General features: G+C 74.9%; 1 protein-coding gene. It reads left to right on the forward strand.

All coding sequences use genetic code 11. The features are described 5' to 3' along the window. The first annotated feature begins 347 nt into the window (after nucleotides 1–347). Nucleotides 348–19,184 carry a type I polyketide synthase gene (locus AMA02S_RS12585; protein ID WP_067456430.1) on the forward strand — a complete coding sequence of 6,279 codons (18,837 nt, stop codon included), beginning with the start codon at nucleotides 348–350 and terminating at the stop codon, nucleotides 19,182–19,184. The last annotated feature ends 28 nt before the right edge of the window (nucleotides 19,185–19,212 follow it).

A 19,212-nucleotide genomic window follows, 5' to 3' on the forward strand; every position in this document is an offset into this window, starting at 1 on the left:
GCGTCGAAGTCGACGCGCTCCGGAAGAACATCGAAAGGTTCCCGTCAGCGGGGTGGCCTGAACAGAGTAGAAAGACGGAAGATGCGGCCCACGCATCCCATCGATGGGGGGATGCGCGGGCCGTATCTTTGCGGTGAGGGGCTGTGCCTTGTCGCGGTCCCGGGGTGCGGCTCAGGCCGTTGGCTGGGGGCTCTCGGCTCCGCGGGGTGGGGTTTCTCGCTTGTAGAGCTCGTTCGGGGGGCGGCGCACAGCCGCTTTTTAGATCACGCCAAGGGTGATCTTTAGCTCGTCCGAGCAACCTGAGGGTCTATGGCAGGACCGCCGTTCACCGCGAGAGGTTCGCACCGATGACGAGTGAGGCCGTTTCCGCAGCCGGGGAGCACGCGATAGCGATCACCGGCATCGCCTGCCGGCTTCCGATGGCCCCGGACCCGGCCGCCTTCTGGCGGCTGCTGAGCGAGGGCCGCAGCGCCGTGACCGAGGTGCCCGCGGGCCGCTGGGAAGCCGATGGCGCACCCCGGCACGGCGCGTTCCTCGACCGGATCGACCAGTTCGATCCCGCGTTCTTCGGCATCTCGCCCCGCGAGGCCGCCGGTATGGATCCTCAGCAGAGGCTCATGCTGGAGCTGAGCTGGGAGGCGCTGGAGGACTCCGGCACCGTCCCCGCGTCCCTCCGGGGAAGCCGGACCGGCGTGTTCGTGGGGTCGATCTGGGACGACTACGCCGCGCTCCTGCACCGGCGCGGCCCGGCGGCCATCACCCCGCACACCATCACCGGGGTGAGCCGGAGCGTCATCGCCAACCGGGTGTCCTACCTGCTCGGGCTGCACGGTCCCAGCCTCGCGGTGGACTCCGGACAGTCGTCCGCCCTGGTCGCCCTGCACCTGGCCGTGGAGAGCCTGCACACCGGTGAGTCCGACCTGGCGGTCGTCGGTGGCGTCAATCTGAACATCCTTGCTGAGAGCGCCGTCGTCACCGCCCGGTTCGGCGGCCTGTCCCCCGACGGTCGGTGCCACACCTTCGACGCCCGCGCCAACGGGTACGTGCGCGGCGAGGGCGGCGGGGCGGTCGTGCTCAAGCCGCTGGAGCGCGCGGTGGCCGACGGCGACCCGGTCTACTGCGTCGTCCGCGGCAGCGCGGTCAACAACGACGGTGTCACCGAGGGGCTCACCGTTCCCAGCGCCGGGGCTCAGGAGGAATTGCTACGTCGCGCTCACGAGCGGGCGGGCGTTCGGCCCGTCGACGTGCAGTACGTCGAGCTGCACGGCACCGGTACCCGGCGCGGCGATCCTGTCGAGGCGGCGGCGCTCGGCGCGGCCGTGGGGTCGGCCCGCCCTGACGACCGGCCGCTGCTGGTCGGCTCCGCGAAGACCAACGTGGGTCATCTGGAGGGCGCCGCCGGGATCGTCGGGCTGATCAAGGCCGCGCTCAGCATCGGCCACCGGCGGATCCCCGCGAGCCTGAACTTCGAGACCCCGAACCCCGACATTCCTCTGGACGAGCTGAACCTGCGAGTCCAGACCGGGCTGACCGGATGGCCCCGGCCGGACGAACCGCTGGTCGCCGGGGTCAGCTCGTTCGGGATGGGCGGCACCAACTGCCACGTCGTTCTGTCGGGGCCTCCTGCGCTGGACGAGCCTGTCGCCCGGACGCGGCCGGCGTCCATCGTGCCGTGGCTGCTGTCCGGCCGGACGGAAGCGGCGTTGCGAGGCCAGGCCGCGCGGCTGCGGGAGTTCGCGGAGGCGAATCCGGACGCGGACCCGGCCGACATCGCCCTGTCGCTGGCCACCGAACGTACGCATTTCGCCCACCGGGCCGCGGTCGTCGGGGGCGACCGCGGGCGGCTGCTGCATGGGCTGGCCGCGCTCGCCGAAGGCTCACCCGCCACAGGCGTCGTGCAGGGCACGGCGGGCCTGGGGTCGGTCGCGTTCCTGTTCTCCGGCCAGGGATCACAGCGCGCGGGCATGGGACGGGGGCTGTACGAGTCGGTCCCCGCCTTCGCGAGCGCGCTCGACGAGGTGCTGTCCCATCTCGAACCCGGCCTGAAGGAGCTGATGTTCGCCGACCCCAGCTCGTCCGAGGCGGCCCGGCTCGATCAGACGGCGGTGACGCAGACCTCGCTGTTCGCCGTGGAGGTCGCCCTCTACCGGCTGCTAGAGGGGTGGGGTGTCACGCCCGGCCATCTCATCGGGCACTCGATCGGCGAGCTGGTCGCCGCGCATGTGAGCGGCGTGCTCTCGCTGCCGGACGCGTGCGCCCTGGTGACGGCGCGCGGCAGGCTGATGCAGGCGGCGCCGACCGGGGGCGCCATGGTCTCCGTCCAGGCCCCGGAGGAGCAGGTCGCCGCCGAGCTCGGCGCCCACGGCGGCCGGGTGTCGGTCGCCGCCGTCAACGGCCCGGCCTCGACGGTCGTCTCCGGAGACGAGGACGCGGTTCTCGCCCTGGCCGCCGCGTGGCGCGAGCGCGGGGTCAAGACCCGGCGGCTGCGCGTCAGCCACGCCTTCCACTCGTCCCATATGGATTCCGCGCTGGAGGACTTCCGCGCGGTCGCGGAGGGGCTGTCCTACCGTCCGGCCGAGATACCGGTCGTGTCCAACCTCACCGGGCGGTTCGCCACCGACGAGCAGCTCGGCTCCCCCGAGTACTGGACGAGGCACATCCGCGAAGCCGTCCGGTTTCACGACGGCGTCCGGACCTTGCGCGACGCGGGCGCCACGACGTTCCTCGAACTCGGGCCGGACGCCGTCCTCACGCCCCTCGCGCACGCCTCTCTCGGCGGCGAGCATCCCGTGTTCTCCGTACTGCGCCGCGACCGGCCGGAGCCGGAATCGCTCGTCGCCGCGCTGGCGCGGGCGCACGCGGGCGGCGTCCCGGTCGGCTGGGACGCCGCGCTCGCCGGGCACGGCGCCCGGCACGTCCGGCTCCCCACCTACGCCTTCGAGCGGCAGCGCTTCTGGCTCGACGGCGAGGAGGCGCCGGCCCTGCCGACTCCGCCCGCCCCGGCACCGGAACCGGAACCGGCCGGACCGCCCGCGGCTGCGCTCGGGAGCGAGCAGAGCACGCTGGATCTCGTCCGCGCCCACATCGCGGTCGTGCTCGGACACGGCTCGCCTGAGGCGATCGACGCCGAACGGACCTTCAAGGATCTCGGCTTCGACTCCGTGCTCGGCGTCGAGCTGAGCAGCCGGCTGGCCGAGGCGTCCGGCGTGCGGCTGCCCGAGACGCTCGTGTACGACCATCCGACCCCGGTCGCGCTCGCCCGGCGGCTGCGCGGCGAGGTCGAGGACGGACGGGACGGCGCGCCGTTCGAGGCGGCGGCCGGCTCCGCCGACCCGATCGCGATCGTGGCCATCGGCTGCCGCTACCCGGGCGGGGTCACCTCGCCGCAGGAATTGTGGGAACTGGTCGCCGCGGGCCGGGACGTGGTCGGCGGCTTCCCGTCCGACCGCGGCTGGGACCTCAAGGGCCTCTACGATCCCGACCCGGACCGGGCCGGTGCCTCCTACACCCAGCGCGGCGGGTTCCTGTACGACGCCGCGGCCTTCGACCCGGCGTTCTTCGGGATCTCGCCCCGCGAGGCCGCGGCGATGGACCCGCAGCAACGGCTGCTGCTCGAGATCTCCTGGGAGGCCATCGAGCGGGCGGGCATCGACCCGGTCTCGCTGGGCGGCACCCGTGCGGGCGTCTTCGCGGGCGTCACGGCCCAGGACTACGGGCCCCGGCTCCACGATCCGGCCGACGGTCTCGACGGCTACCTGCTGACGGGCTCCACGCCCAGTGTCGCGTCCGGGAGGATCGCCTACACCCTCGGGTTGGAGGGCCCGGCGGTGACGATCGACACCGCCTGCTCGTCCTCGCTGGTGGCGCTGCACCTGGCCGCCCAGGCGCTCCGCGCCGGCGAATGCGACCTCGCGCTCGCGGGCGGCGCCACGGTCATGGCGACCCCCGGCATGTTCGTGGAGTTCAGCAGGCAGCGGGGGCTGTCCCCCGACGGGCGATGCAAGGCGTTCGCCGCCGCGGCGGACGGCACCGGCTGGGGCGAGGGCGCCGGGATGCTGCTCCTGGAGCGGCTGCCGGACGCCCAGCGCAACGGCCATCCCGTGCTCGCTGTCATCCGCGGCTCGGCGATCAACCAGGACGGCGCCAGTAACGGACTCGCCGCCCCCAACGGCCCCTCCCAACAGCGGGTGATCCGGCAGGCCCTCGCCGGGGCGAAGCTCGGTCCCGGCGATGTGGACGCGGTCGAGGCACACGGCACGGGGACGACGCTGGGCGATCCGATCGAGGCGCAGGCCCTCCTCGCCGCCTACGGCCAGGACCGCGACCAGCCTCTCTGGCTCGGCTCCATCAAGTCCAACATCGGGCACACCCAGGCCGCCGCCGGCGTCGCCGGCGTCATCAAGATGGTCATGGCGATGCGGAACGGGACGCTCCCGAAGACCCTGCACGTGGACGAGCCGACCCCGCGCGTCGACTGGGACTCCGGCGCGGTGCGGCTGCTCACCCAGCCGATCCCGTGGAGGCAGAACGGCCACCCGCGCCGCGCGGCCGTCTCGTCCTTCGGCATCAGCGGTACCAACGCCCACCTCATCATCGAACAGGTCCCGGCGCCCGACGAGCCCGCGCCGGACAAGGCGGACGCGGACGCTCCGCCCGTCATCGCCTGGCCGCTCTCCGCCAAGAGCGAGGAGGCGCTGCGGGCCCAGTCCGGACGGCTCCACGAACACCTGACGACGCACCTCGGCGCCGACACCGGGGAGATCGCGCAGGCGCTGAACGCCCGCACTCGTTTCGATCACCGTGCGGTGGTGCTGGGAAGCGGCCGGGACGAGTTGCTGGCCGGGTTGGACGCCCTCGCTCATAGCGAAGAGTCACCTCATGTAGTGCGTGGGATCGCCCGGTCGCACAACAAGACCGTGTTCGTGTTCCCCGGCCAGGGCTCCCAATGGGCCGGAATGGCCGTCGACCTGTTGGGATCCTCACCGGTCTTCCGTGACGCCTTCGATGCCTGCGCCGACGCGCTCGTCCCTCATACCGGATGGAACCTCGTCCAAGCCCTGCATGACCCCGACGCTCTGCAACGTGTTGATGTCGTCCAACCCGCGCTGTTCGCCGTCATGGTCTCCCTCGCCCATCTTTGGCGCCATCACGGCGTCCACCCCGATGCTGTTATCGGCCATTCGCAAGGTGAGATCGCCGCCGCCCACGTAGCTGGAGCCCTCACCCTGCATGACGCCGCCAGAGTCGTCGCGCTGCGCAGCAAAGCCATCACCTCGCTCGCCGGAACCGGCGGCATGGCCTCGGTCTCACTGCCGGTGGAACAAGCCCGAGAACTACTGGGACCGGGGCTGTCGGTCGCCGCCATCAACGGACCAGCGACCACCATCGTTTCCGGCGACACCGACGCTATTGACCGCCTGCTCACCACCTGCGAAGCCCAAGGCGTCCACGCCCGCCGCATCCCCGTCGACTACGCCTCACACTCCGCACACGTCGAACAAGTCCGCGATCAACTCCTCGACGCCCTCGCCGACATCAACCCGCAACCCGCCGCCATCCCGTTCTACTCGACCCTCACCGGCGAGCCGATCGACACCACCACACTCGACGCCGAGTACTGGTACCGGAACCTGCGCCACACCGTCCACTTCGAGCCGACGATCCGCCGCCTCAACGAGGAGGGACACACCCTCTTCATCGAGACCAGCCCCCACCCCGTCCTGACCGCACCAATCCAAGACACCACCACCAACACCACCAGCGTCATCACCACCCTGCGACGCGACCACGGCGACCTGCACACCTTCACCACCGCACTCGCCACCGCCCACACCCACGGCACACCCATCAACTGGGACACACCACCACAGCACCGCCAGATCGATCTGCCCACCTACGCCTTCCAGCGGCAGCGCTACTGGATCGACGCGCCCACGGGGGCGGCGGACGCGGGTGTTCTCGGGCTGACGACGGGTGAGCACCCCTTCCTGGGCGCCGCCGTGCACATGGCGGAGGCCGACACCGCGGTCTTCACCGGACGGATCTCCCTGCACACCCACCCCTGGCTGGCCGACCACGCCGTCACCGGCACCACGCTCCTCCCCGGCACGGCGTTCGTCGATCTCGTCCTGCACGCCGGTGAGCGGGTGGGTCTTGTCCGGATCGATGAGCTGACCCTGGAGAACCCGCTACCGCTGCCGCAGGACGGGGCGGTGTGGCTCCAGCTCGCCGTGGGTCCCGCGGACGACGCCGCGCGCCGTCCGGTCACCGTTCATTCCCGTCCCGAGGACGGGCCCGACGATGCCTGGACGCGGCACGCCACCGGCCATCTCGCCCCGGAGACGACGGTGTCCGAGCCGCTGACCTGGCCGGCGGACGCGGAGCCCATCGACGTCACCGGTCTGTACGGGCGCCTCGCCGACCAGGGGTACGACTACGGCCCCGCTTTCCAGCGGGTCCAGGCGGCGTGGCGGGACGGTGACGACCTCTATGCCGAGATCGCGCTGCCCGAGGACATCGACATCGCGGGGTTCGGCGTGCACCCCGCGCTGCTCGATGCCGCGCTCCACCTGGCCGTTGCGGCGGACCGCACCGGCGACGCCGCGCCGTCGCCGCGGTTGCCGTTCTCCTGGAGCGGGGTCAGCCGCCATGCCCCGGCGGGGTCTCGGCTGCGGGTGCGGGTGCGGCCGACCGCGGCGGACACGGTGGCGCTGTCGGTGACCGACCTGGAGGGCCGGCCGGTGGTCTCCGTCGACGGGCTGGCTCTGCGGACGGTCTCGCCCGACCGGCTGGCGCGGGCGGGACACCAGGACTCGCTGTTCACCCTTGAGTGGACGGTGCCGTCCGCACCGCCGGTGCACGCCACCGGCCGGATCGCGGTCCTGGGCGACGGCGGGTCCGGCCTGCCGGGGACGCCGTACGCCGATCTCGCCGCGATGCGCGCGTCTGTCGACGGCGGTGCGCCCATTCCGGAGCTGGTCCTGCTTCCAGTGCCCGAATACGGCGGCGACGTCCCGGACAGGCTTCACGCGACGGCGCGCCATGTGCTGCGGGCCGTTCAGGACTGGCTCGCCGAGAGCGCGCTCGACACGTCCCGGCTGGTGGTCGTGACCCGGCGTGCGGTGGCCGTGCATGCCGGGGACGACGTGCCGGGGCTGGCGGAATCGCCGGTGTGGGGACTGGTCCGCACGGCCCAGTCGGAGAACTTCGGCAGGCTCGTCCTGCTCGACCTGGACGACGCCGATTCGTCCGTGCGAGCGGTCCCCGCGGCGCTGGCCACGGGCGAACCCCAGCTCGCGCTGCGCGATGGCACCGTGCACGTCCCCCGGCTCGCGCGCGCGGCGACGACCGCCGTGCGCACCACGTCCTGCCTGGACCCGGACGGGACGGTGCTCATCACCGGCGGGGCGGGGACGCTCGGCGGGCTGGTCGCCCGGCATCTGGTGGCCGAGTACGGCATCCGCCATCTGCTGCTGGCCGGACGGCGCGGACCGGACGGCGCGGGTGCCGTCGAGCTGGAGGCCGAGCTGATCACCCATGGCGCGGAGGTGACGCTGGCCGCCTGCGACGTCGGCGACCGGGACGCGCTCGCCGCGCTCCTGGCCACCGTCCCGGCGGAGCGCCCGCTCACCGCCGTCGTGCACGCGGCGGGGATACTCGACGACGGTGTCATCGGCTCGTTGACCGCGGACCGGCTGGACACCGTCCTGCGGCCGAAGGCGGACGGCGCCTGGCACCTCCACGAACTCACCCTGGACGCGGATCTGGCGGCGTTCGTCGTGTTCTCCTCGGCGACCGCGACGCTCGGCAGTCCCGGCCAGGGCAACTACACCGCCGCCAACGCGTTCCTGGACGCGCTGGCCCAGCACCGGCACGCGCAGGGCCTGCCCGCCACCTCGATGGCCTGGGGACTGTGGGCGCAGGCCAGCGGGATGACCGGGCATCTCGACCGGCGCGATCTCAGCCGGGTGAACCGCAGCGGCCTGGTCCCGCTGTCCACCGACCAGGGGCTCGCGCTCTTCGACACGGCCCTGGCGTTGCACAGCCCGTTCACGGTGCCCGCCCGGCTGGACCTGGTGGCGACGCGGGCGCAGGCCGAGGCGATGCCCACCGTGTTCCGGAGGCTGGTGCGCGGCTCGGCCAGGCCGGCTGCCGACCCGGGCGCGGGCGCACCGTCCTCGTGGGCCGAACGGCTCCGGGAGCTGCCGTCCGCCGAGCGCGACCGCGCGGTGGGCGAGATGGTGCGCGGGCAGGTCGCGACGGTACTGGGGCTTCCGGCGACCGAGGCGATCGAGGCGGGGCGGGCGTTCAAGGAGCTCGGGTTCGACTCCCTCACGGCCGTCGAGCTGCGGAACCGGCTGAACACCGCGACCGGGTTGCGGCTGCCCGCCACGCTGATCTTCGATCATCCGACGCCGGGGGCGCTGGCCGAGTACGTGCGGGGTGAGGTGCGCGGCTCCGCGCCCGCCGCGCGGCGGGCGCCGGAGGCGCCGGTCCGTGCGGCCGACGAGCCGATCGCCGTGGTGGCGATGGCCTGCCGCTATCCAGGGGGTGTGGCCTCGCCGGAGGACCTGTGGGACCTGGTCTCCGCCGGGGGCGACGCCATCGGGCCGTTCCCGGACGACCGGGGCTGGGATCTTGAGCGGCTCTTCCACCCCGATCCCGATCATCCCGGCACCTCGTACGCCCGTGCGGGCGGTTTCCTGCGGGACGCGGCCGACTTCGACCCGGAGTTCTTCGGGATCAGCCCGCGCGAGGCGGCGGCGATGGACCCGCAGCAGCGGCTGCTGCTGGAGACGGCGTGGGAGGCCGTCGAGCGGGCGGGGATCGACCCGTCCGTCCTGCGCGGCAGCCCGACGGGCGTGTTCACCGGGATCATGTACAACGACTACGGGTCCCGGTTCCGGCGGGCGCCGGAGAACCTGGAGGGGTATCTCGGCAACGGCAGCCGGGGCAGCGTGGCCTCGGGCCGCGTCTCGTATCTCCTCGGCCTTGAGGGCCCGGCGGTGACGGTCGACACGGCGTGCTCGTCCTCGCTGGTGGCGCTGCATCTGGCGAGCCAGGCGCTCCGCAACGGCGAATGCGGGCTGGCGCTGGCGGGCGGGGCGGCGGTGATGGCCACCCCCGCGACGTTCGTGGAGTTCAGCCGCCAGCGCGGGCTGTCACCCGACGGGCGGTGCAAGCCGTTCTCCGCGGCGGCCGACGGGACGGGCTGGAGCGAGGGGGTCGGCCTCGTCCTGCTGGAGCGGCTGTCGGACGCCCGGCGCAACGGGCATCCGGTGCTCGCCGTCATCCGCGGCTCGGCCGTCAACCAGGACGGTGCCAGCAACGGGCTCACCGCACCCAACGGACCGTCGCAGCAACGCGTCATCCAGCAGGCCCTCGCCAACGCCCAGCTCGCTCCGCGGGACATCGATGCCGTCGAGGCGCACGGGACCGGTACCACCCTCGGGGACCCCATCGAAGCCGGTGCCCTGCTCGCCACCTACGGGCAGGACCGCGACCGTCCGCTCTGGCTCGGCTCCATCAAGTCCAACATCGGGCACACCCAGGCCGCCGCCGGAGTCGCCGGGATCATCAAGATGGTCATGGCCCTCCGGCACGGCCGGCTCCCCGGAACCCTGCACGCGGACCAGCCCTCCCCCCACGTCGACTGGGACGCCGGGGCCGTCCGGCTGCTCACGGAGCCGGTCCCGTGGCCGGCGGACGGCAGCCCCCGCCGCGCGGGGGTGTCGGCGTTCGGCGTCAGCGGCACCAACGCCCACGTCATCATCGAGCAGTCCCCGGACAGTCCGGGCCCGGAGACCGTGGCGGCCGCACCGGAGACGGGCGCACCGGAGACGGACGGCGGGGACGAACCGACCATCGTCCCGTGGGTCCTGTCCGGCCGGACGGGGGCGGCGCTGCGCGAGCAGGCGGCCCGCGTACGGGAGCGGGTCGCGGCCACGTCCGGCCTGTCCCCCGCGGATGTGGGCTTCTCCCTCGCCACCGGACGGACCGCCTTCGAGCATCGCGCGATCGTGCTGGGCGGGGACCGGGACGGGCTGCTGCACGGCCTCGACCAGGTGGTCCGGGGCGAGCCCGGTCCGGTGTCGGGCCTTGCGGGCGGCGCCGGGACGCCGGTGTTCGTATTCCCCGGCCAGGGGTCGCAGTGGACCGGCATGGCACTCGACCTCGCCGCCCACTCGACCGTGTTCGACGGCTACCTGCGGGAGTGCGCGGACGCGCTCGCCCCGCACGTGCCGTGGTCGTTGAAGGACGTCCTGCGCGACGGGCCCGCGCTGGAGGCGATCGACGTCGTCCAGCCCGCGCTGTTCGCGGTCATGGTGTCGCTCGCCCGGCTGTGGCGCTCGTACGGTGTCGAACCGGCCGCCGTCGTCGGCCACTCGCAGGGCGAGATCGCCGCCGCGTGCGTGGCCGGAGCGCTGTCCCTGGAGGACGCCGCGCGGGTGGTGGCGCTGCGCAGCCGTGCCCTGGCGCGGCTCGCGGGGAGCGGGGGCATGGCCTCCATCGCGCTGCCCGCCGCGCGGGTGACCGGCCTGCTGGCACGCTGGGCGGGCAGGCTGGATCTCGCCGCCGTCAACGGCCCCGGCTCGGCGGTGGTCGCCGGGGACCCGGAGGCCCTGGAGGAGCTCGGCGCCCGGTGCGCGGCCGAGGAGATCCGCTTCCGCCGGATCCCGGTGGACTACGCCTCCCACTCGCCCCACGTGGAGGCGATCCGCGAGGAACTGCTGGACCGGCTCGCGCCGATCCGTCCACGCCCGGCGGAGTTGCCGCTGCACTCCACCGTCACCGGCACCGTCGTGGAGGGCACCGAGCTCGACGCCGCCTACTGGTACCGGAACCTGCGGGAGACGGTGCGGTTCGCGGACGCCACCCGGACCCTGCTCGACACCGGGCACGACATCTTCGTCGAGGTCAGCCCGCATCCGGTGCTCGCGGCGGGAATCCAGGAGAGCGCCGACGACGCCAGCGCGGACGCCGTCGTCGTGGGCTCGCTCCGCCGTGACGACGGCGGCGCCGGACGCTTCACGGCCTCGCTCGCCGAGGCGCACGCGGCCGGTCTCGGCGTGGACTGGCGGCGCGCGCTGCCCGGCGGCCGGCGCGTCGATCTGCCGACCTACCCGTTCCAGCGGCGGCGGTACTGGCTGGACGTGCCGGCCGGGGCCGCGGACGCCGAGGCCGCCGGGCTGGAGGCGTCCGGGCATCCGCTGCTGGGCGCCGTGGTCGACCGGGCCGGAGACGGGGAGCGGTTGTTCACCGGGCGGCTCTCCGCGCACGCCCAGCCGTGGCTGGCCGACCACGCCGTCCGGGGCACGGTCCTGCTGCCCGGGACCGGCTACCTGGAGGCGGTGCTGCACGCGGGCCGCGAGGTCGGTTGCGACCGGCTGGAGGAGCTGACGCTGGAGGCTCCGCTGGTGCTCGGCGAACGGGACGCCCGGCGGTGGCAGCTGGCGGTCGGCGCCCCGGACGGCACCGGCAGACGCCAGGTCACCGTCCACTCGCGGCCCGACGGCGCCGAGACCGGGGTGCCGTGGACGCGGCACGCCACCGGCGTCCTCGCGCCGGACGCCCCCGATGTGCGCGATGTCCCCGATGTGCGCGATGTCCCCGACGCGACGGTCATCGCCCGGCCAGGGTCCGGCGCGTGGCCGCCGCCGGGCGCCGTGCCGATTGATCTGGACCGTCCTTACGAGCGGCTGGCCGCCCTGGGCTATGAGTACGGCCCCGCCTTCCACGGGCTGCGGGCGGCCTGGCGTCAGGGCGAGGAGGTCCTCGCGGAGGTCGCGCTGGCGGCGGAGCCGGACGACTTCGGGCTGCACCCGGCGCTGCTCGACGCCGCGCTGCATCCGATCGTGCTCGGCCTGCTGGGCGACCGCGCCGAAGGGCTGCTGCCGTTCTCCTGGGCCGGGGTGTCGCTGCACGCGGCCGGCGCCACCGCACTGCGCGTCCGGCTGGCGCCGGCCGGTGCGGACACCGTGCGGATCGCCGTGGACGACCCGTCCGGGCTGCCGGTCGCGACCGTGGAATCGCTGGCCCTCCGCCCGATCGCCGCGGAGGCCCTGGCGGACGCGAGCGGCGGAGCGGACGGCGCGCTGTACCGGCTCCACTGGTCCGCCGCGCAGGCCGGGCCGGGGCCGGACACCCCGGTCGGTGCCCTGGGCACCGACCTGGATCTCGACGCGCTGCGGTCGTCCGGCACCGTCCCGGACGTGGTCGTGGCGCCGCTGGAGCCGGACGCCGCTCCGCGCGACATCGTCGGACGGGCGCTGGACCTCGTCCGTGCCTGGCTCGCGGACGAGCGGTTCGCCGATGCGCGGCTGGTGTTCCAGACACGCGGCGGCGTGGCGGCCCGGCCCGGCGACGACGTCACCGACCTCGGCCACGCGGCGGTCTGGGGCCTGCTGCGGGTCGTGCAGACCGAACATCCGGGGCGGTTCGCCGTGGTGGACGTCGACGCCGCCGTCCCCCCGTCCGCGTTGCGGGCGCCGGCCGTTTCCGAGCCGCAGTCCGCGCTGCGCGGCGGCACCGTGCTGGTGCCGCGGCTCGTCCGCGCTCCGGCGGACCCCGCCGGCCCCGCCGGTTCCGGGGCCGCCTTCGATCCGGACGGCACCGTGCTGATCACCGGCGGGACCGGGGCGCTCGGCGGGCTGCTCGCCCGGCACCTGGTCACCCGGTACGGCGCCGGGCACCTGCTGCTGGCGAGCCGCCAGGGACCGGACGCGTCCGGTGCCGGCGCGCTGGCCGAGGAGTTGCGCGGGCTGGGCGCCGAGGTCGAGGTGGCCGCGTGCGACGCGGCCGACCGCGAGGAACTGGCGCGGCTGCTGGCGCGGATCCCGGCCGACCGTCCGCTGACGGCGGTCGTCCACGCCGCCGGGGTGCTGGACGACGGGCCCGTGGAGGCGCAGACGGCCGAGCGGGCCGGCGCCGTCCTGCGGCCGAAGGCGGACGCCGCATGGAACCTGCACGAGCTGACCAGCAGGCCCGACGACGGGCCCGGAAACGGGCTGGGAAACGGGGTCGGACACGGGCTCGGCGCGTTCGTGCTCTTCTCCTCGATCGCCGGGACGGTCGGCACCGCGGGCCAGGCCGGTTACGCGGCGGCCAACGCCTACCTGGACGGGCTGGCGGTCCACCGCCGCGCGCTGGGCCTGCCCGCCACGTCGCTGGCGTGGGGGCTGTGGGAGCAGCCCAGCGGGTTGACCGGTCACCTCGGCGCGGCCGACCTGGCGCGCCTGGCGCGCACCGGAATCGCCCCGATGACGACCGAACGCGGGCTGGCGCTGTTCGACGCCGCGCTCTCCCGCGACGACGCGGCCCTCGTCCCGTTCCGGCTGGACCCGCGGACCCCGCGCGAGGCCGGGACGGTACCGGCCGTGCTGCGGGGGCTGATCCGGACGCCGATCATGCGGGTGTCCGGCGCCGCCGGTTCCGCCGACGACGCGGACGGCACATCCCCGCTGGTGGCGCGGCTGACCGGGCTGCCCGAGGCCGAGCGCGACGCGGCGCTGCTGGAGGCCGTACGGGCTGAGGTGTCCGCCGTCCTGGGGCACGCGGACGCGGCCACGGTCGCGGCCCACCGTCCCTTCAAGGATCTCGGCCTCGACTCGCTCACCGCCGTTGAGCTGCGGAACCGGCTGGGCGCCGCGACCGGGCTGCGGCTGCCCGCGACGCTGGTCTTCGACCACCCCACGCCGGAGTCCCTCGCCGGGTTCCTGGGGACGGCCCTCCTCGGCGGCCACGGCCGTGCCGCCGCCCCCGCGGTGGCGTCCGGCCCCGCCACCGCAGGCGAGCCGATCGCGATCGTCGGGATGGGCTGCCGCTTCCCCGGCGACGTGGGTTCCCCCGAGGCGCTGTGGAAGCTGCTGGTGGACGGCGCCGACGTGACGGGGGCCTTCCCCGGCGACCGCGGCTGGGACGTGGACGCGCTCTACGACCCCGACCCCGGCAGCATCGGGAAGACCTACACGCGCCGGGGCGGGTTCCTGGCCGGGGCGGCGGATTTCGACGCCGGGTTCTTCGGCTTGAGCCCCCGCGAGGCCCTCGCCACCGACCCGCAGCAGCGCCTCCTGCTGGAGACGGCGTGGGAGGCCGTCGAGCGGGCGGGGATCGACCCGTCCAGCCTGCGCGGCAGCCCGACCGGGGTGTTCGCCGGGCTGATGAACAACGACTACGGCGCCCTCCCGGCCGGTGTGCCCGAGGAGCTGGAGGGCTACCTGGCAACCGGGAACACCGGCAGTGTGGCGTCGGGCCGGGTGGCGTACGCGCTCGGGTTGGAGGGCCCGGCGGTGACGATCGACACCGCCTGCTCGTCCTCGCTGGTGGCGCTGCACCTGGCCGCGCAGGCGCTGCGCAACGGCGAATGCGACCTCGCGCTCGCGGGCGGCGTCACCGTCATGGCGACCCCGGGCTTCTTCGTGGAGTTCAGCAGGCAGCGGGCGCTGTCCCCGGACGGGCGCTGCAAGGCGTTCGCCGCGGGCGCGGACGGCGCCGGCTGGTCGGAGGGTGCCGGGATGCTGCTGGTGGAGCGGCTCTCGGACGCCCGCCGCAACGGCCATCCGGTGCTCGCCGTCATCCGTGCGTCGGCCGTCAACCAGGACGGCGCCAGCAACGGGTTGACCGCGCCCAACGGGCCGTCGCAGCAGCGCGTGATCCGGCAGGCCCTCGCGGGCGCGCGGCTGGAGCCGGGCGACGTCGACGCGGTCGAGGCGCACGGCACGGGGACGACGCTGGGCGACCCGATCGAGGCGCAGGCCCTCATCGCCACCTACGGCCAGGACCGGGAGCGGCCCCTCTGGCTGGGATCGCTGAAGTCCAATCTCGGGCACACGCAGGCGGCCGCCGGGGCCGCGGGCGTCATCAAGATGGTCCTGGCGATGCGCCACGGCCTGCTCCCCCAGACCCTGCACGTGGACGAGCCGACCCCGCACGTCGACTGGGGCTCGGGGACGGTGGCCCTGCTCACCGAGCCGGTCGCCTGGCCGGAGACCGGCCGGCCGCGCCGTGCGGCGGTCTCGTCGTTCGGCATCAGCGGCACCAACGCGCATCTCGTCCTCGAACAGGCGCCCGGTGATGAGACGGGGGCGGCGGACACGGACGAGAACCTCGACGGGCCCGCGGAGCGGACGGCGACGCCCGCCGAGCCGCTGCCGTTCCCGATCTCGGGGCACGACGAGACCGCGCTCCGGGCCCAGGCCCGGCGGCTGCTGGACCACCTGGGCGAGCACCCGGGGACGGCGATGGCCGACCTCGGGTTCTCCCTGGCCGCCACCCGGCCGTCGCTGCCGGAGAGGGCGGTCCTGGTCGCCGCCGACCGGGACGGGCTCCGCGCGGGTCTGGTCGCGCTGGCGACGGGTGAGCCCTCGCCCTCGGTGGTCCGGGGCGGCGACGCGGGCAGGACGGCGTCCACCAAGACCGCGTTCATGTTCACCGGGCAGGGCAGCCAGCGCCCCGGCATGGGCCGCGGCCTGTACGAGGCCTTCCCCGTGTTCGCGGACGCGCTCGACGAGGTGATCGGACACCTCGACGCCCACCTCGACCGCCCGCTGCGCGAGGTGGTCTTCGGCGCGGAGGCGGCGGCGCTGAACCTGACCGGCCACACCCAGCCCGCCCTGTTCGCCGTCGAGGTGGCGCTGTTCCGGCTGCTGACGCACCATGGCGCGGCGCCCGACCTGCTGATCGGCCACTCCGTCGGCGAGCTGGCCGCCGCCCACGTCGCGGGCGTCCTCTCGCTCCCGGACGCCGCCGCGCTCGTCGCCGCTCGCGGCCGGCTCATGCAGGCGCTGCCGCCGGGCGGGGCGATGGTCTCGTTCCAGGGGCCCGAGGACGCCGTCCGCGCGCTGCTCCCGGACGGGCGGGCCTGCGTCGCCGCGGTCAACGGCCCGGCGTCGACCGTGGTCTCCGGGGACGAGGACGCCGTGCTGGAGGCCGCCGCCGCGTGGGAGGCGCAGGGCGGAAAGGTTCGCCGGCTGCGGGTGAGCCACGCCTTCCACTCCCCGCACATGGACGCGATGCTCGACGACTTCCGCCGGGTGGCCGAAGGGCTGGACTACGGCCACCCGCGCATTCCCGTGATCTCGAACGTGACCGGTGGGCCCGCCACCGCCGAGGAGCTCGGCTCTCCGTCCTACTGGGTTCGCCACGCCCGGGAGGCCGTGCGTTTCCTCGACGGGGTCCGCGCCCTGGCCGACCTGGGCGTCACCGGACTCGTCGAGGTGGGCCCGGACGCGGTCCTCGCCCCCATGGCGGAGGAATGCCTCGCCGGCACGGATGCCGGCGAGTCCGTGACGGCCGTGGCGACGCTCCGCCGCGACAGGCCCGAACCAGAGACCTACATGCGCGCGCTCGCCCAGTTGGCAGCCGGCGGCGGCACGGTGGACTGGGACGCCGTGTTCCCGGATGCCCGCCGCGTCGCGCTGCCCACCTACGCCTTCCAGCACCGCCGCTACTGGCTCACGCCGTCCGCCGCACCGACGGACCCGGCCGGGCTCGGAATGCGGGCCGCCGGACATCCGCTGCTGGGCGCGGCCATCGACCTGGCGGGCGGCGCGGGGCTGGTCATGACCGGCCGGGTGTCGGCGCGGACGCACGAGTGGCTCGCCGACCACACCGTCCACGGAACGGCCCTGTTCCCCGGCACCGGGTTCGTGGAGCTGGCGGCGCGGGCGGGCGACCAGGCCGGGCAGGGCCACCTGGAGGAACTCACCCTGGAGGCGCCGCTCGTCCTGCCGCCGGACGGCTCCGTCCAACTCCAGGTGACCGTCTCGGAACCGGAGGAGGACGGCAAACGCCGCCTCGCCGTGCACGCGCGGTCCGACGACGACGCCCCCTGGTCCCGGTACGCCTCCGGTGTCCTCTCCGACGCCCCGGCCACCGCACCCGCACCCACCGTCGCGTGGCCTCCCACCGGCGCCGAACCCGTGGACGTGGACGGGCTGTACGCCGGGCTCGCCGACCTCGGCCTCGGGTACGGCCCCGCGTTCCGCGGGCTCGAAGCCGCCTGGCGCGCCGGGGACACCGTGTACGCGCAGGTCCACGTCCCGGAAGGGCAGGACACGACGGGCTACGTCCTGCATCCCGCGCTCCTGGACGCGGCGCTGCACCCGGTGGCGAGCGGCGGCGGGGACGCGACCGTCCGGCTCCCGTTCGCCTGGCGCGGGGTGACCCTGCACGCGGGCGGGGCGACCACGCTGCGCGTGCGGCTGGCGGCGACCGGCGACGGCACCCTGGAGATCTCCGCCACGGACGGCGGCGGACGCCCGGTGTTCTCGGCGGAGTCGCTCGTGACCCGGCCGCTCGCCGCCGAGCAGCTCGCGGCGGCCCGCGGCTCCAACCGCGACGCCTTGTTCACCGTGGAGTGGACACCGATCCCGGCCCTGCCGGACGCCACGGCCGCCGAGACGTGGACCGTCCTGGGCGAGGACGACCTCGGCCTGCCCGCGCCGCGCCACCCCGGCCTCGGCGCGCTCGACGGCGCGACGGCGCGGACCGTGCTGCTGCCGGTCACGATCCCGCCCGGGGACCTCGTCACCGGCACCCATCGCGCCACGGAACGCCTGCTCGCCCTCCTCCAGGAGTGGCTTGCGGGCGAACAGTCCAGCGCGTCCCGCCTTGTGGTCGTCACCAGGGGCGCCGCCGCCGTGGACGGGGAGGCACCGGACCCGGCCGGCGCCGCGGTCTGGGGCCTGGTGCGCTCCGCGCAGACCGAGCACCCCGACAGGATCGTGCTCCTCGACATCGGCCCCGAGTCGCTCTCCGGGGAGTCGGTCGCCGCGGCGCTGGCTTCGGGCGAATCCCAGCTCGCGCTGCGCGGCGGGCGCCTCCTCGTCCCCCGGCTCACCCGGATCGGGGCCGCCGGCCGGCCGCGGCCCGCGTTCGACGCGGACGGGACGGTGCTGGTCACCGGCGGCACCGGCGCGCTGGGCTCCGTCCTCGCCCGGCACCTGGTGACCCGCCACGGCGTGCGGCGGCTGCTGCTCACCAGCCGCAGCGGCTCCGCTGCCCCGGGCGCGGACGCGCTGGTCGCCGAGCTGACCGGCCTGGGCGCAGTCGTCGAACTGGCGGCCTGCGACGCCGCCGACCGCGACGCCCTCACCGGCCTGCTCGCCGCGATCCCGCCGGACCGTCCGCTCACCGCGGTGGTGCACACCGCCGGTGTCCTCGACGACGGTGTGATCGGGTCGCTGACCCCGGAGCGGCTGAGGACCGTCCTGCGCCCCAAGGTCGACGCGGCGTGGAACCTGCACGATCTCACCCGCGACCTGCGCCTGTCGGCGTTCGTGCTCTACTCGTCCCTCGCGGGGACGCTCGGCACCGCCGGGCAGGCCAACTACGCCGCCGCCAACGCCTTCCTCGACGCCCTGGCCGGGCACCGGCACGCCGCCGGGCTCCCCGCCGCCTCCCTCGGATGGGGGCTGTGGGAGCAGGACGGCGGCATGGCGGGACACCTGGACGGCGCCGACCGCGGCCGCCTGGCGCGCGCCGGGATCGGTGCGCTGAGCGTCCAGGACGGGCTGGAGCTGTTCGACGCGGCGCTGGCGCTCGACCGTCCCGCGGTGGTCCCCGCCCGTCTCGACACAGCGACCCTGCGCGGGCTGGCCGCGCGGGACGCCCTGCCGCCGCCGCTGCGCGGGCTGGTCGGCGCGCCGCGCACGGCGGTCCCCGCCCCCGGACCCGACCTGGCCGGGCGGCTGGCGGGATTGTCGGGACAGGAGCGGGACCGGGCGCTGCTCGACCTCGTGCGCACCGAGGCCGCGGCGGCGCTCGGCCACCCGTCCGCGAGCGCGGTCGACGCCGAGCGCGGATTCATGGACCAGGGATTCGACTCCCTCACCGCCGTGGAGCTGCGCAACCGGATCGGCGCCGCCGTGGGACGCCGCCTGCCCGCCACGCTGCTGTTCGACCATCCCACCCCGAACGCCCTCGCCGCGCACATGGGCGTGCTGATCGTCCCCGCCTCCGCCGAACGGCTGCCCGTGCTCGCCGAACTCGACCGGCTGGAGGAGGGCCTGGAGGCGCTGCTGCCGGACGCCGGCGCCCGCGACCGGCTCGCCGTCCGGCTGCGTTCCTTCCTGACCAGGCTCGACACCGGCGCGCAGGAGCGGGCCGAGCACGACGGCCAGATCGAGGAAGCGAGCGACGAAGAGATCTTCACCATCATCGACAACGAGCTCGGGACCGTCTGAATCCCCCGCCCTCTGGAAAGGGACCGAC

Source organism: Actinomadura macra NBRC 14102 (assembly GCF_001552215.1).
Classification (GTDB): domain Bacteria; phylum Actinomycetota; class Actinomycetes; order Streptosporangiales; family Streptosporangiaceae; genus Spirillospora; species Spirillospora macra.